Source organism: Roseateles toxinivorans, assembly GCF_004362525.1.
In the GTDB taxonomy this organism is placed as follows: domain Bacteria; phylum Pseudomonadota; class Gammaproteobacteria; order Burkholderiales; family Burkholderiaceae_C; genus Paucibacter; species Paucibacter toxinivorans.
Map to the genome: position 1 here is coordinate 59,797 of NZ_SNXS01000011.1, position 15,307 is coordinate 75,103.

Genomic DNA, 15,307 nt, shown 5'->3' on the forward strand with positions numbered 1-15,307 from the left:
GGCCCCCCGCCCCCTCTGCCACCCCATGGCAGCGAAGCGCAAAGCACCGCCACCCTCGGGCAAGTCGATCAGTTTCACTTCGGTTGGACTCATGGCAGGCGTTCAACAATCATCGCGGCGCCCACACCCGAGGCGCCGCTGCAGACCACCAGGCCGTAGCGGCCATCGGCCTCGTCGAGGGCGTCGAGCAGGGTAGAAACAAGAATCGCGCCTGAGGCGCCCAGCGGATGGCCCTTGGCCATATGGCCGCCGCCGACATTGACGCGGGCCGGGTCGACCGGCCAGTCGCGCAGGAACTTGACCAGGGTCACGCCGAAGGCCTCCATGAATTCGATGCGGTCCATCTGCGCCAGGTCGAGGCCGGCGCGGGCCAGCACCTTGTCCATGGCCGCCAGGCCGGCCAGCAGCGAGGCGGCAGGGTCGCCGCCGGCCTCGGCGAAGGCGACGATGCGGGCCCGCGCGCCCGCGCTGCGTTGATGGCCGATCAGCGCCAGCGCCGCGCCGTCGCACATCGGCGGCGCATGCGAAACCGTGTGCAGGGCGGGGAACTGCTGGCCGTCCAGCGCGGCGGCGCAGTCGCTGGCCAGGCCGGCGAAGGCGGGCGCCATGGCCGCCAGGCCCTCGGCCGTGGTCTGCCCGCGCACGCACTCGTCATGCGCCAGCGCCAGGCTGCCATCGGTGCGGGTGATAGCGATGCGCGAGCGCTGCAGCCCCGCCAAGGCCTGCGCCGCACGCTGCTGCGATACCAGTGCCGCGGCGTCCAGGTCGGCCCGGCCAACACCCTCGGCAGCAGCCAGCCGGTCCGCGGCCAGCGCCACGGGCAGGTAGCGGGTGCGCGGGGGGAAGCTCATGTCGCCGTAGTAGCTGGCGCGGTCGGCCATGAAGCCGACCTGCGACATCATCTCGACCCCGCCGGCCAGCACCCGCTCCGCCTGGCCGGACTGCACCAGGGCAGCGGCCTGGCCGATGGCCGTCAGGCCGGACACGCAGTAGTTGTTCAAGGTCAGCGCGCTGGTCGCATCGGGCAGGCCCGCGTGCAGCTTGGCCACCAGCGCGAGGTGGCCGCCCTGGCTGCCGACCTGGCCCACGCAGCCGAGCAGCAGGGCGTCGGGCGTAGCCGCCGCAGCACCCTGACGCTGCAGCAACGCGGCGTGCAGCTGGCGCACCAGCTCCTGCGGGCTCAGCGAGGCCAGGCCGCCATCGGGCCGGGCCTTGCCGCGCGGCGTGCGCACGGCATCGATCAGATAGGCATCCATGGGTCTGCGTCGCGCTCAGTTGCTGAAGTTCCAGGACACCGAGGCGCCCACGGTGCGCGGGGCCCCGAACAGCGAGAAGCCGTTGCCCAGGAAGGCGATCACATGGGTCTGGTAGAGCTTGTCGGCGAGGTTCTTGCCCCACAGCGAGAACTCCGGGCCCTTGGGCGAGGTGCGATAGCTCAGCCGCGCGTCCAGCAGGCCATAGCCCTGGATCAGGTTGGTGTCGGAGTTGGCGGCATCGGTGTAGAAGCGGCCCTTGTGGGCGTACTCGACACGCCCGCTGAGCGTGCCACCGGCCACGGCGCCGGTGACCTCGGCGAACACGCTATAGGTGTTGCGCGGCGCGCGGGCCAGCTTGTTGCCGTTCAGGTTGAAGCCCGAGAACACGCCGCGGGTGACCTTGCTGTCGAGGTAGGCCATATTGCCGCCCAGCGTCAGCCACGGCGTCGGTGCGGCCTGCAGCTCGATCTCGGCGCCCTTGATCTTGGCGTCGATATTGAAGCTCACCAGCACCAGCTGCGGCGTCAGGTTGAACTGCTGCAGGTCCTTGTAGTCCAGCGAGAAGGCGCTGGCATTGATGCGCAGCCGCCGGTCCAGCCACTCGGTCTTCACGCCCAGCTCGTAGTTCCAGACCTTCTCGGGCTCCAGCGGCACACCGACCGTCTGCACCGAGTTGTTCTGGCTGGGGAACAGGCCCGACTTGTAGCCGCGGCTGATCGAGCCATAGACCATGCGGTCCTTGGCCAGGCGGTAGTCCAGACCCAGCTTGCCGGTCAGCGCGTTCCAGCTCTTGCTGGCGGCGATCTGGTAGGGCTTGCCCGGGAACAGGGGCAGGCCGGGTGTGGCATCGCTGGGGTCGAGGTTGACGGCCGACTGGTCGGCTTCCTTGCGGTCATGGGTCTGACGCATGCCCAGCGTCATATTGAGCTTGTCGGCCAGCGGATAGTCGATCTGGCCGAAGGCGGCGACGCTGGTGTTCTTGACGTCCTGGTTGAACAGCACATTGCCGCCGGCCGCGGGCAGCGGCGCGAACTTGGTCTCGAAGCTCTCGTCGCGCCGCACCTTCTCGGTGAAGTAGTACAGGCCGGTCACCCAGGCGAACTTGCTGCCGGCATGGGAGGACAGGCGCAGCTCCTGGCTCCATTGCTGGGCGTTCTCGTTGATGCGGTCCAGGTTCTTCAGCACCCACAGCGGCTGCGGCAGCCCGGACAGGTCCTCGTACTGATTCAGCTTGGTTTCGCGGTAGGCGGTGATCGAGGTCAGCGCGCCGAACTCCATATCGTGCTCGACCCGCGCGCTGAGGCCCTGGACGTCGCGGTTCTGGAACGAGGCCGGGTCGGAATAGGCCAGGCGCAGATCGGTGCCCTCGGGGTACAGCTTGCGTATCAGCGGCGCGGTCGCGGTGTTGTTGAAGACGGGGAACGGCACGCGCGCCAGGCCATCGCCCCGGTCGCGGGCGGCATCGGCGCTGAGCAGCAGGCTGGTGCGGCTGGACACATCCATCAGCAGCTGAAGCCGGCCGCTGGTGCTGCTGCCGCCATCGAGGCTGCCGCCTGTGACGATCTGACGCGAGTAGCCGTCGTGCTTGCGGTAGCCGAACGCGACCTTGGCCGACAGGCTGTCGCTGAGCGGCCGGTTGAGCACCACCCCCAGCTCCTGCGAGCTGTAGTTGCCCAATGATGCGAACAGCTTGGACGAGGCGATCTGGCTCGGCCGTGCCGTGGTCACGCTGATGGCCCCGCCCGAGGTGTTGCGGCCGAACAGGGTGCCCTGCGGGCCGCGCAGGATCTCGACGCGCTCCAGATCCAGGAAGCTGAAGTTGGCACCGGCCGGGCGGCCGATGAAGACGTCGTCGACGAACACGGCGACGGTGGCGTCACCGGCGGCGGAATCCGATGACGAACCGACGCCGCGGATCGAGTACTGCGGCTCGCCAACGTTGTACTGCGTCATCGTGAAGCCGGGCGTGCGCAGCGCGATGTCGCGGACATCGGCGGCACCGGTCTTCTCCAGCAGCTTGGCGCTGAAGGCGGTGACCGGGATGGGCACCAGCTGCAGCGGCTCGATGCGCTTCTGCGCCGTCACCACCACCTGCTCCAGGCCGACGACCGTCTCGGCCTCCGGCTTGCCGCCCTCGGCCGCCGCGGTCTGCCCCGCGGCGCTGCCCCATGCGGCCGCGGTGGCCAGCGCGATCAGTGAATGAACCCAATGCCCAGGCGTGGACGTGCTCTTCATCTGTGTCTCCGAATGTTTTCGTTATCGCTTGGAGCAGGCCGGACACCGGGGCGAGAGGCCTGCGAATCGCTGTCTTGCGAGTCCGGGCCAGTCTATGTTGACGTGCATCAAGCCACCAACGTACATTTCGATATGTTGACGATCATTTCATTATTCAAATATCAATGAGCAAGCCGAACACCGAGCGCCAGCACTATCTGCGCAACGAACCGCACCGCGTGCCCTTGGGTTACGAGGAGCATGCGGGCGACCCGCAGTTCGCCACCACGCTGGCACGCGGCATCGAGTTGATACGCTGCTTCAGTGCCAACGAGACCACGCTGTCGAATGCCGAGTTATCCGAGCGCACCGGATTGCCGCGCCCCACCATCTCACGCCTGACCTACACCCTGGTGATACTCGGCTATCTGAAGCCGAGCGCGAAATACGGCAAGTACCAGCTGGGCTCGGCCCTGCTCTCGGCGACCTATCCCTTGATGGCCTCGATCGGGCTGCGCCAGCACGCGCGCGGGCTGATGGAGAAGCTCGCCGACGAGACCGGCGGCGAGGTCTCTATGGGCATACGCGACCGGCTCAACATCGTGCTCGTCGAGACCAGCCGCAGCCGCAAGCGCGGGCGCACCCAGGCCACCGGCCCGATGGCCGACACCGGCCTGTCACTGCCGATTGCCGGCACCGCCATTGGCCGCGCCTGGCTGGCCGGCTGCGACGAGGCCACAAGAGTGGCGGTGCTCAACGAGATCCGCGTCAAGGCCCCCAGCGACTGGGAGCGCTTCGAGCCGGCCATCCAGCAGGCGCTGCAGGACTGCGCCAGGCAGGGTTTTTGCGCCATCGAGGGCGACCTGCTGACCGATGTGCAGGCCGTGGGCGCGCCCTATGGCCGCACACCGGGCGGCGAGCTGATCGTCTTCAACTGCGCGTTCCAGAACCCGGTGCCACAGGCGGAGCCGGGTGTCGATTGGCTGCGCAAGGAGGTCGGCCCGAAGCTGCTGGCGATGGTGCGGCTGCTGCGGGAGGGCCGGCACTCCTAGCCGAACAGGCGTTTGCGCAGCCAGTCCAGCAGGCGCTGCAGCGGGTTGCGGGCCGGAGCTGCGGGGACGGGCTCGGCCGGCGCCACCGCATAGCGCTGCTGCAGCAGTGTGTTGAAGCTGGCGAAGAAGTCATTGGCCATCTTCTGGGCCGCCATATCGATCAGCCGCGAGCCGATCTGCGCGATCTTGCCGCCGACGCTGGCCTGCACCTCGTAGTGCAGCAGGCACTCGTTGGCGCTGACCGCTTCCAGCCGCACCTGGGCCGTGCCCTTGCCGTGGCCGGCCTGGCCGCCCTGCCCCTCGAAAGCAATCCGGTAGGACTCAGGCGGCTGCAGATCGCTGAGCTTCAGCTTGCCCTTGAACTTGGCCTTGACCGGGCCGATGGCCACGCTCAGCGCCGCCTCGTATTCGTTCTCGCCGATGAGCGTCAGCGATTCGCAGCCGGGGATGGCCGCCTGCAGCATCGTGACGTCGTTCAGCGCCTGCCAGGCGATGGCTTGGGAGACGGGAAGTGATTGTTGGCTGGTGAGTTGCATAGGGTCACACGGGTTGCTTGGTGGCCAGCACCGCTGCCAGTGCCTCAAGGCTGGCCAGATTGTGCGCCGGCACAAGGGCCTGCACATGGGGCAGCATCGCACGTATGCCCGCGGCCTTGGGTTCGAAGGCGTCGTAACGCAGCAAAGGGTTCAACCAGACCAGACGCCGGCAGCTCTTGGCCAGGCGCTCCATCTCCTTGCTCAGCGCCAGGCACTGCGGGTCGTCTGGCGAGCCCTGCTCAAGGCCGTCGGTGATCAAGAGCACGGTGGCATTGCTGCGCAGCACGCGCCGCGCCCACAGACGGTTGAAGTCATGCAGGCAGGCGCTGATGCGGGTGCCGCCCGACCAGTCCTGCACACGGCGAGCCACTGCACCGACGGCCAGATCGGGATCGCGCTGGCGCAGCAGCCGGGTGATCGGGGTCAGTCTGGTGCCAAAAACAAAGCTCTCAACTTTGGGCGCCGCCCGCGAGCCGGCCAGTGCATGGGTGAAGTGCAAAAGCATGCGCGAGTAGCGGCTCATCGAGCCGGAGATGTCGGCCAGCACGACCAGCGGCGCGGCGACCTCGCGCGGGCGGCGACGCCGCATCTCCCACAGCTCGCCGCCCTGACGTGCCATCGCGCGCAGCGAGGCGCGCCAGTCGGCCCGGCCGGCCTGGTGGCTGGCCACCATCCGGCGGGTCGGCAGGCGCTCGAAGAAGCCCCGCATCTGCGTGATCGCCTGCTTGGCCTGGGCCCATTCCTCGGCCGTCATCGTTTCGAAGTCACGCGTGCGCGGGACCTCGCGCTCGCTCCAGGTCAGCGGCGCCTCGATCTCGATGCGCTCCTCCTCTTGCGGGCGTGCCGAGGCCGGTGGGTTGGGGAACAGCGCGGCGGCCAGGCGCCGGTTCTCGGGCGGCGGCGGCGCTCCGGGCTTGGCCTGGGCGCGGGGCAACATCATCGCCATGATGCGGGCCAGCAGATCGGGGTCGCGCCAGAAGATGTAAAAGGCCTGCTCGAACAATGCGCGGTGCTCGTGGCGGTCGATCATGCAGGCGGCCAGGGTGGCCTTGAAATCGGTGCGGCTCTCCAGGCCGGCCACCTGCAGCGCCTGCAAGGTCAGCTGCACACGGTCGGTGCCCACCGGCAGACCGGCCTCGCGCAGCACGCGGGCGAAGTGCATGACGTTCTCGGCCAGGTGCCCCGGCAGCTGTGCAGCGCTGGCCGCGGTATCCATGCCACTCAGACCCGCGTCGCCGCGTGCACCTGCTCGAGCAGCCGCGCCGCCTCGCTGCCCTGCACCTTGGCGATGTCGTCCTGGTACTTGAGCAGCACACCCAGGGTGTTGTTGACGGTGGCCGGGTCCAGCACCAGCGCGTCCAGCTCCAGCAGCGCGCGCGACCATTCGATCGTCTCGGCAATGCCAGGCAGCTTGTACAGGTCCAGCCGCCGCAGACCCTGGATGAACAGCACGATCTGCCGCGCCAGCGCCTGCGGCGCCTGGGGCACGCGCCGGGCCAGTATCTCCAACTCGCGTGCCGCGTCCGGGAATCCGACCCAGTGATAGAGGCAGCGGCGCTTGACCGCGTCATGGACCTCACGCGTGCGGTTCGACGTCAGCACGACGATGGGTGGCTGCAGCGCCTTGATCGTGCCCAGCTCGGGAATGGTGATCTGGAAGTCGGACAGCACCTCCAGCAAAAAGGCCTCGAACGGTTCATCGGCGCGGTCCAGCTCGTCGATCAGCAAGACCGGCGGCACCGGCTGGGCCGGGTCTATGGCCTGCAGCAGTGCGCGCTGGATCAGGAAGCGCGGCGAGAACAGGTCGGCCGTCAGCGCTGCCCGGTCGATCTGCTCACGCTCGGCCAGGCGTATCTCCAGCATCTGCCGCGCGTAGTTCCACTCGTAGGCGGCGCCGGCAAGATCCAGGCCTTCGTGGCACTGCAGCCTGATCAGCGGCCGGCCCAGCATCTCGGCCAGGGTCTTGGCGATCTGCGTCTTGCCGGTGCCCGGCTCGCCCTCGAGGAACAGCGGGCGCTGCAGGCGCAGGGCCAGGAACACGGCGGTGGACAGCTCCCGCTCGGGCACATAGTCGTGGGCCAGCAGTAGCGCCTCGGTGGCATCGATGGTGGCGGGCAGGCTGACTGCTTCGCTCAAAAAACGCTCCTTCCCGGATTACATCCGGGCTACGAATACCTCCCGGATTGCATCCGGGCTACGAAAGTTGTGTAGCCCGGATGCAATCCGGGGCCAGCCCTGCTAGCTAGCCGCCACCGCCCGCCCCGCCAACACCGGTATCAGCGAGGCCCGGTATTCGGCCGAGCCATGCAGATCGGTGTTCAGCCCATCGGCGCTGACCTCGACCCCGGCGCAGGCGGCGGCCGACCAGCTTGCCGCCAGCTTGTCTTCCAGTGCCTTGACGCGGAACACACCCGCACCGGCGCCGGTGACGGCCACGCGCACGCCGGCCGACCCCTTGCTGACGAACACGCCGACCAGCGAGAAGCGCGAGGCCGGCTGCTTGAACTTCTGCCAGCCGGCCTTCTCGGGCACCGGGAAGCTGACCGCGGTGATGATCTCGCCGTCCTGCAACGCCGTCTCATACAGGCCCTTGAAGAAGTCATCGGCGGCGATGCTGCGCGTGTTGGTGTGCACGGTGGCACCGAGGCCCAGCACCGCGGCCGGGTAGCAGGCGGCCGGGTCGTTATTGGCCAGGCTGCCGCCTATCGTGCCGACGTTGCGCACCTGGCGGTCGCCGATATTGCCGGCCAGGAAGGCCAGCGCCGGAATCGCGGCGGCCAACTCCTTGTGCGCAGCCACGGTGGCATGGGTGCACATGGCGCCCACCGTGACCTTGCCCGGCTCGACCTTGATCGCCTGCAGATCGGGAATGCTGTGCAGATCGATCAGGGTGTCGGGTGCTGCCAGGCCCAGCTTCATCGCGCCGAGCAAGGACTGGCCCCCGGCGATCAGCTTGGCCTCAGCACCGGCTGCGGCGCGGGCGGCGTCGGCCAGCGAGGCCGGCCGTTGGTATGCGAATGTTTGCATCTGTGTCTCCTAGCGATTGGCTTGTATGGCTTGCCAAACCGTGTGCGGCGAGGCCGGCATGGCCACGCTCTTCACGCCGATGGCATTGCAGACGGCATTCATCACCGCCGCCGGCGAACCGATCGCCCCGGCCTCGCCGCAGCCCTTGACCCCCAGCGGGTTGTGCGAGCAGGGTGTGCCCTTGGCGGTGACGACGTTGAACTGCGGCAGATCGTCGGCGCGCGGCATTGCGTAATCCATATAGCTGCCGCTGAGCAACTGGCCGGACTCGACGTCGTAGACCCCATGCTCCAGCAGCGCCTGGCCTATGCCCTGGGCCAGACCGCCATGGACCTGGCCCTCGACGATCATCGGGTTGACGATATTGCCGAAGTCGTCGCAGGCACTGAAGCGATCGACGCGCACAACGCCGGTGGCCGGATCGACCTCGACCTCGCAGACATAGCTGCCGGCCGGATAGGTGAAGTTGGTCGGGTCGTAGAAGGCGTTTTCGTTAAGCCCGGGCTCCAGCTTGTCCAGCGGGTAGTTGTGCGGCACATAGGCCGCCAGCGAGACGCTGGCAAACGGCACGGCCTTGTCGGTGCCGGCCACCTTGAATTGGCCGTTCTCGAACTCGATGTCGGTGTCGGCCGCCTCCAGCAGATGGGCGGCGATCTTCTTGCCCTTGGCGACGATCTTGTCCACCGCCTTGACGATGGCCGAGCCGCCGACCGACAGCGAGCGGCTGCCATAGGTGCCCATGCCGAACAGCACCTTGCCGGTGTCGCCGTGCTGGATGTCGACATCGTCCAGCGGAATGCCCAGCTTGTCGGCCACCACCTGGGCAAAGGTCGTTTCATGGCCCTGGCCATGGCTGTGGCTGCCGGTGAACACGGTCACCTTCCCCGTAGGATGGACACGCACCTCGCCGGCCTCGAACAGGCCGGCCCGCGCACCCAGTGCGCCGGCGATATTGCTGGGCGCCAGACCGCAGGCCTCGATGTACGTCGAGTAGCCGATGCCGCGCTTCAGCCCCCTGGCCTCGCTGGCCGCCTTGCGCGCGGCGTAGCCGGCCACATCGGCCAGCTCCAGCACCTGGTTCAGCGTAGCGTCGTAGTCGCCGACGTCATAGGTCAGGCCCACCGGCGTGGCGTAGGGGAAGGTGTGGATGAAGTTGCGTCGGCGGATCTCGGCCGGGTCTATGCCCAGCTCATGGGCCGCCGTCTCGACCAGCCGCTCGACCACATAGGTGGCCTCGGGCCGACCGGCGCCGCGGTAGGCATCGACCGGCGCGGTGTTGGTGAACACGCCGGTCACATGGCAGTAGATATGCGGTGTCGTGTACTGGCCGGCCAGCAGGGTGGCGTACAGAATCGTCGGCACGCTGCTGGCGAAGGTCGAGAGATAAGCGCCGAGGTTGGCCGTCGTGTTGACGCGCATGGCCAGGAATTTGCCGTCCTTGTCGGTCGCCAGCTCGGCCACCGTCGCGTGGTCGCGGCCATGGGCGTCGGTCAGAAAGGCCTCGCTGCGGTCGGCCGTCCACTTGATCGGCCGGCCGATCTGCTTGGAGGCCCAGACCAGGGCCGTCTCCTCGGCGTACAGAAAGATCTTCGAGCCGAAACCGCCGCCGACATCGGGCGCCACGACGCGCATCTTGTGCTCGGGAATGCCCAGCACGAAGGCGCACATCAGCAGGCGCTCGACGTGCGGGTTCTGGTTCGCCACATACAGCGTGTAGCTCTCGTCATGGGCGCTGTAGCTGGCATTGGCGGCACGCGGCTCGATCGCGTTCGGAATCAGGCGGTTGTTGCGGAACTCGAGCGTCGTGACGTGAGGCGCGGTCGCGAACGCGGCATCGACGGCCGCCTTGTCGCCGATCGCCCAGCCGTAGCAGACGTTGTCCGGCGCCTCGTCGTGCACGCTGCTGCCCGCGTCTTTGGCCCGGGCCGTATCCACCACCGGGGTCAGTTCTTCATAGTCGACCTCGATCAAGCCCGCAGCCGCCTTGGCCTGCTCATAGGTCTCGGCCACGACCATCGCGACCTGGTCGCCGACATGGCGGACCTTGCCGTCAGCCAGGATAGGATGCTTGGGCTCCTTCATCGGCGTGCCGTCGGTGCTGGTGATCAGCCAGCCGCAGGGCAGGCCACCGACGGCGCGGAAATGCTCGCCTGTGAACACGCCCAGCACGCCCGGTGCAGCCTGCGCCGCGGTGGTGTTGATGCTCAGTATCCTGGCGTGCGCATAGGGCGAGCGCAGGAAGTAGGCATAGCTCTGGAATTGCTGCGAGATGTCGTCGGTGTACTGACCGCGACCGGTGAGGAAGCGCGCGTCTTCCTTGCGCTTGACGGATTGGCCGATCAGGCCGGCTTGGGGTGCGTTCATGTCATGTCTCCCGGTCAAGAAAACGAAGGGCGGTTCCCGAGTCTTCTGCTCCCCCTCGGGGGGGCGGACGTCGCGAAGCGGCGGCCTTGGGGGCGTTCATACCCCCATCGCCTGGGCGCCCTGCTGAATGGCCTTGACGATGTTCTGGTAGCCGGTACAGCGGCAGAAATTGCCCTCCAGCTGCTCGCGGATCTCGGCCGCGCTGCCGTGCGGGGCGTGCTGCACCAAGTCGATGGCGCTCATCACCATGCCGGGGGTGCAGAAGCCGCATTGCAGGCCGTGGCACTCCTTGAAGGCGGCCTGCATCGGGTGCAGCGTGCCGTCGGCCTTGGCCAGGCCTTCGATGGTCGTGACCTCGGTGCCCGAGGCCTGCACGGCCAGCACATTGCAGGCCTTCACCGCCCGGCCATTGACATGCACCGTGCAGGCGCCGCATTGGCCGGTGTCGCAACCGACATGGGTGCCGGTGAGTCGCAGGTCCTCGCGCAGGAACTGCACCAGCAGGGCATCGGGCGCGACCTCGCGCGAAACCGCCTTGCCATTGACCGTGAGGGTGATAGCCGTGCTCATACTGTCTCCTGGTTTTAATCGCTGGGCCTGTCAGCGCTAGGCCGGGCGTGATGCGGATACAACTGGAACAACAAAGTAATCAATACAGCGCAAACCGGGCGCACAAGGCGCCCGTTCACGGTCACTACTTTTACGCCCGGATGCTGCGCGCGGCAAGCCCCCATCAACCCTGATCGGGCTGTCACACTAGGGACATTCTTCGCATTGCGCACAAGCTTGCGTGTTTGCGCTTAGTCTGCAAAATTGACCGTCAGAACCCGCGAAACTTCAGAGCCATGGACAACGTCGATCTACAGGTGCTGCGCCAGGTGGCGCAGTGGCAGGAACAGCAACAGCCGGTCGTGCTGGGCACCATCACCCGCACCTGGGGCTCGGCGCCACGGCCGGTGGGCTCGGTGGTGGCCGTCCGTGGTGACGGTCAGATCGCCGGCTCCGTGTCGGGCGGCTGCATCGAGGACGATCTGATCGCCCGGGTGCGCCAGGGCGCGCTGGCGCTGAAGCACCCCGAACTGGTGCGCTACGGCGTCGGTGCCGAGGAGGCGACCCGCTTCGGCCTGCCCTGCGGCGGCACCCTGGAGCTGGTGCTGGAACCCATACACGCCGGCTCCCACATCGAGGACCTGCTCGCCCGGCTGGCCAGCGGCGCGCGCGTGCAGCGGGTGCTGAACCTGGCCACCGGCGAGGTCACGCTGCTGGAGCCGCAGGCCGCCGCCGAGCTGCTGGTCCTGAGCGAGCGCACGCTGATCACCACCCACGGCCCGGACTGGCGGCTCTTGATCATCGGCGCCGGCCAGCTGACCCACTATCTGGCCACGATGGCGCTGGCTCTGGACTACCAGGTGCTGATCTGCGATCCGCGCGAGGAATATGCCCAGGGCTGGAATGTGGCCGGCGCCCGCCTGCTGCGCGGCATGCCCGACGATGTGGTGACCGAGCTCAGGCCCGACGCTCACACCGCCATCATCGCGTTGACCCATGACCCCAAGCTGGATGACCTGGCCCTGATGGAAGCGCTGAAGAGCCCGGCCTTCTATGTGGGCGCGATCGGCTCGCGGGTCAACCAGGGCAAGCGCAAGGCGCGGCTGGCCGAACACTTCGGCATGAGCGAGGCCGAGCTGGCCCGCCTGCACGGGCCTGTGGGCCTGAGGATCGGCGCGCGCACGCCGCCGGAGATTGCGGTGTCCATCCTCGCGCAGCTGACGGCCGAGCGCTACGGCGTGACGGTGGGCGCCAGCGACGCCGCGAGCACGGCCGAGGCGGGTTGCAAGCTCTGATCAGGCGGGCTCGGAGACGAATAGCCGGCTGATCCCACCCGACTTGGGCAAGTCCACCAGACCCTGCTCTTGCATGCCCAGTTGCTCCAGCAGACGTACCGATGGCCGATTCTCCGGAGCGGTGATGGCCAGCACGCGCCGCAGGCCCAGCGCGCCATGGGCATGGGCCAGCACGGCCCGTGCCGCCTCCAGCGCATAACCCTGGCCCCAGTGGGCTTGCAGGAAGGCATAGCCGATGTCCACGTCGCTCAGGCCCTCGCGGCTGATCAGGCCGCAGATGCCCAGTCGCTCGCCGCTGCCACGCAGCGCCACCAGATACATGCCGAAGCCGCTGCGCTCGTAGCTGAGCGGGCCGCTGCGTTCGGTATAGGCCTCGGCCTGGGCGAGGTCACGGACCTCGCGGTCGCCGATGTTGCGGATGAAGGCCGGCTCGTTGACCAGCTGCAGCATGAAGGCCGCATCGCTGCGGTCCAGCAGGCGCACCGTCAGGCGCTCGGTTTGGGTCACGATCATGGTGGCGGGAACCCCCTTCACTTAGGCCTCAGGGTCAACGTGCTTTTCACATGGGTGGCCACATCGCGCTCGCCGAGGTGCTGGGCCCGGTAGCCGCCTTGGGCAAATTTCGCGGCCTGGTCAGCATAGTGGCGGTCCGGCCAGACGCCGCTCTGGCCGACCGGGTTGATGCCCAGCGCCTGACCGGCGTCGGCAAAGTCGATCAACCGCCGGGTCGAAGGCCCGGTCGTCACCGCCCAGGGTGCCGGGCCCAGGGCCATGGCCTGGTAGTTGGGCGTCTCGCGGCCACCGGGCATGGCGAAGGGGCCGACGTCGAACAGCTTGTCCAGCGGCGGCTGCTGGCCCAGCGGGTGCTTGTGCGTCAAGGTGTGGGCCCTGCCCCAGGTCCAGCTCGCGCTGTCCGCGCCCAGGGTCTTGCGCAGATGGGCCAGCGTGGCGGCCCAGGCGGCCTTGACGATGTCCTCGCGGGTCTCCACCACCGGTGTGCCGCGTCTATCCCACCAGGGCGAGGCGGCATCGGCCATCAACCGCGGCAGTCCATGGTCCAGCGCACGGGTGCGGCGCAGATTGTTGAACGCCGCCTCGCCCAGCTCATCGCTCATCGCCTCGCGGGCCAGCTCGAACAGCAGCTGGGTGAACAGGGTCGGCACCACCGCCTCCTTGTCATAGGCGCCCTTCCAGCCGACCAATTGCTCCAGCAGGGCTTGCTCGGCGGGCTCGGTCACTGCGGCACGCAGCGCCGGCAACAGCGGCGCCAGGGTGCGCGGGCCGTAGGCGATCTGCACATCCAGCTGAAGGGCCTTGCTGTTCTCCATCGTCCAGGGCGTCGAAGGGCTGCGCAGCAGCTCGTCCAGGCGCTGGGCGCGGTCCCAGAGGTTGTAGTAGCCGGGGATGGGCGTCGTTGCGGCCGGTTGGTGGTTGGCCGAGAGGATGTAGCCCCGCGCCGGGTTCTCCTCCTGCGGGTTGCCGCTGAAGGGTTGAAAGCCCAACTTGTCGGCCGCGCCAGTGCTGCCGTCCAGCATGAAAGCGGGGTTCACGCCCTCGGGGCGGATAGCCAGGCTGGCCGCCGCCCACCAGGCGATATCACCGCTGGCATTGGCCCAGACCACGTTCAGGCCCGGGGCGTGGATCTTGCTCACCGCCGTGCGCGCCTGGTCCAGCGTGGCGGCGCGGTTCAGCTCGTAAAAGGCCTCCAGCAGCGGGTTCTCGGTTTCCAGAAAGGCCCACCACATCGCGATCGGTGCCTTGCCGGCGCTGGCATCCAGCGCATCGTTGATGATGGGGCCATGCCTGGAGCGGCGCAGCTGCAGCTTGATCGGCTCGGCGCCCTTGACCTTGAGCGTCTCCTCGCGGGTTTCGAGGTCCAGCCACTGGCCGTGGTACATGACCTGCTGCGCATTCTCCGGGTTGGTCTTCTCGACAATCAGGTCCAGATCGTCGTTCTGGAACATTGTCAGGCTCCAGCCGAACTGCGTGTTGTGGCCCAGCGCCGCCATCGCGTTCAGGGCCTGAAAGTGGCCGTAGAGCTCGAAGCCCGGAGCCTTCAGATGGGCCTCGTACCAGACCGCCGGCGCAGAGAAGCCGATGTGCGGATCACCGGCCAGCAGCGGCTTGCCGCTGGCCGTGCGTGCACCCGCCACCACCCAGGCATTGCTGCCCTCGTAGGCCGGCAGGCCGGCAGCCTCAAGCGCCTCGGCGCTGAGCCGGGCCAGCCGGGTCAGGTCTTGCCAATCGCCGGCCTGCAGCCTGGCGGTCTGCTGCTCGTTCTGCAGGCCCTTGCGGATGGCGCCATCGGGCTTCCACTCCAGATCGAACATCTTCAGGTGGTCGGGGCCCAGTTGGTCGCGCACCTGGGTCAGCACCGGCTCGGTGCGGAAGGCGGCGGCAAAGCTGTAGGCCATGTAGCCGGCGGCGCTGATGCTGTCGGCCAACGTGAAAGGCCGTTTCGGAATGCCCAGCAGCTGGAACTCCAGCGGCGCCGGCCGGCTGTCCTGGTACTGGTTGATGCCGTCCAGATAGGCCTGCATCGCCTGTATGGCCGGGCTGCCGGATTTGTCCTTGATCCAGCGTGCGGCATAGGCGTCGGCATGCACGCGGATGCCCAGGGTGCGAAACAGGCGATCGGTCGCCACCAGCTTGGGCCCCAGCACCTCGGCCAGCTCGCCGCGGGCCAGGCGGCGCAGCATCTCCATCTGGAACAAGCGGTCCTGGGCATGGACATAGCCCAGCGCGCGGTACAGGTCGGGCTCGTTGCCGGCCTCGATATGCGGCACGCCGAGCTCGTCATAGCGCACCGTCACCGGCGCCGTCAGCCCGGCGATCAAGACCTGGCCCGAGCGCTGCGGCTGCTTGCTGTAGACATACCAGGCCAGCCCCGCAATCGCCAACACCAGCAGGGCCAGCAGGAGCTTGGCAAGGTTCTTCAGCAAACGGAACATGGATCGGGTCTCCTGGCAATTCTTGGACTGGGCTTGCAGGCCATTCCAACACAGGCGGCGCGC

General features: G+C 67.9%; 12 protein-coding genes. 2 read left to right on the forward strand and 10 right to left on the reverse strand.

Going from position 1 to position 15,307, the window contains the following annotated elements; genetic code table 11:
• Positions 1–89: 89 nt before the first annotated feature.
• Positions 90–1,256: an acetyl-CoA C-acyltransferase gene (locus DES47_RS24930; RefSeq protein WP_133703488.1), complete on the reverse strand. Its 1,167-nt coding sequence runs from the start codon at positions 1,254–1,256 to the stop codon at positions 90–92.
• Between the two features lie 15 nt (positions 1,257–1,271).
• Positions 1,272–3,491 carry a TonB-dependent receptor gene (locus DES47_RS24935; protein WP_133703489.1) on the reverse strand — a complete coding sequence of 740 codons (2,220 nt, stop codon included), beginning with the start codon at positions 3,489–3,491 and terminating at the stop codon, positions 1,272–1,274.
• 164 nt (positions 3,492–3,655) lie between these two features.
• On the opposite strand from DES47_RS24935, the gene DES47_RS24940 reads away from it, so the two are divergent.
• Positions 3,656–4,522 (forward strand): IclR family transcriptional regulator, encoded by an 867-nt coding sequence (locus DES47_RS24940; RefSeq protein WP_133703490.1) that lies wholly within the window; start codon positions 3,656–3,658, stop codon positions 4,520–4,522.
• On the opposite strand, the gene DES47_RS24945 is transcribed toward DES47_RS24940, so the two are convergent.
• The 6 genes from DES47_RS24945 to DES47_RS24970 all read right to left on the reverse strand — a co-directional run bounded on the left by DES47_RS24945 (position 4,519) and on the right by DES47_RS24970 (position 11,019).
• Positions 4,519–5,058 (reverse strand): SRPBCC family protein, encoded by a 540-nt coding sequence (locus DES47_RS24945; protein ID WP_133703491.1) that lies wholly within the window; start codon positions 5,056–5,058, stop codon positions 4,519–4,521. The two genes, DES47_RS24940 and DES47_RS24945, sit on opposite strands and share 4 nt — an antisense overlap.
• 4 nt (positions 5,059–5,062) lie before the next feature.
• Complete coding sequence (locus DES47_RS24950; RefSeq protein ID WP_133703492.1) at positions 5,063–6,274, reverse strand: vWA domain-containing protein; 1,212 nt, start codon at positions 6,272–6,274, stop codon at positions 5,063–5,065.
• A gap of 5 nt (positions 6,275–6,279) precedes the next feature.
• Positions 6,280–7,194: an AAA family ATPase gene (locus DES47_RS24955; protein ID WP_133703493.1), complete on the reverse strand. Its 915-nt coding sequence runs from the start codon at positions 7,192–7,194 to the stop codon at positions 6,280–6,282.
• Between the two features lie 102 nt (positions 7,195–7,296).
• Positions 7,297–8,085 (reverse strand): FAD binding domain-containing protein, encoded by a 789-nt coding sequence (locus DES47_RS24960; RefSeq protein WP_133703494.1) that lies wholly within the window; start codon positions 8,083–8,085, stop codon positions 7,297–7,299.
• A 9-nt stretch (positions 8,086–8,094) separates the two neighbouring features.
• A complete protein-coding gene (locus DES47_RS24965; RefSeq protein ID WP_133703495.1) occupies positions 8,095–10,449 on the reverse strand; it encodes a xanthine dehydrogenase family protein molybdopterin-binding subunit in 2,355 nt (784 codons plus the stop codon).
• Positions 10,450–10,545: 96 nt separating this feature from the next.
• Entirely contained in the window at positions 10,546–11,019 is a 474-nt protein-coding gene (locus DES47_RS24970) for a (2Fe-2S)-binding protein (RefSeq protein WP_133703496.1), read from the reverse strand.
• A gap of 275 nt (positions 11,020–11,294) precedes the next feature.
• On the opposite strand from DES47_RS24970, the gene DES47_RS24975 reads away from it, so the two are divergent.
• Positions 11,295–12,293 (forward strand): XdhC family protein, encoded by a 999-nt coding sequence (locus tag DES47_RS24975; protein WP_133703497.1) that lies wholly within the window; start codon positions 11,295–11,297, stop codon positions 12,291–12,293.
• On the opposite strand, the gene DES47_RS24980 is transcribed toward DES47_RS24975, so the two are convergent.
• Positions 12,294–12,806, reverse strand: a complete 513-nt coding sequence (locus tag DES47_RS24980; RefSeq protein WP_133703498.1) for a GNAT family N-acetyltransferase — start codon at positions 12,804–12,806, stop codon at positions 12,294–12,296.
• Positions 12,807–12,823: 17 nt separating this feature from the next.
• Positions 12,824–15,244, reverse strand: coding sequence for a penicillin acylase family protein (locus DES47_RS24985; RefSeq protein WP_133703499.1), 2,421 nt, complete (start codon positions 15,242–15,244; stop codon positions 12,824–12,826).
• Between the last annotated feature and the right edge of the window lie 63 nt (positions 15,245–15,307).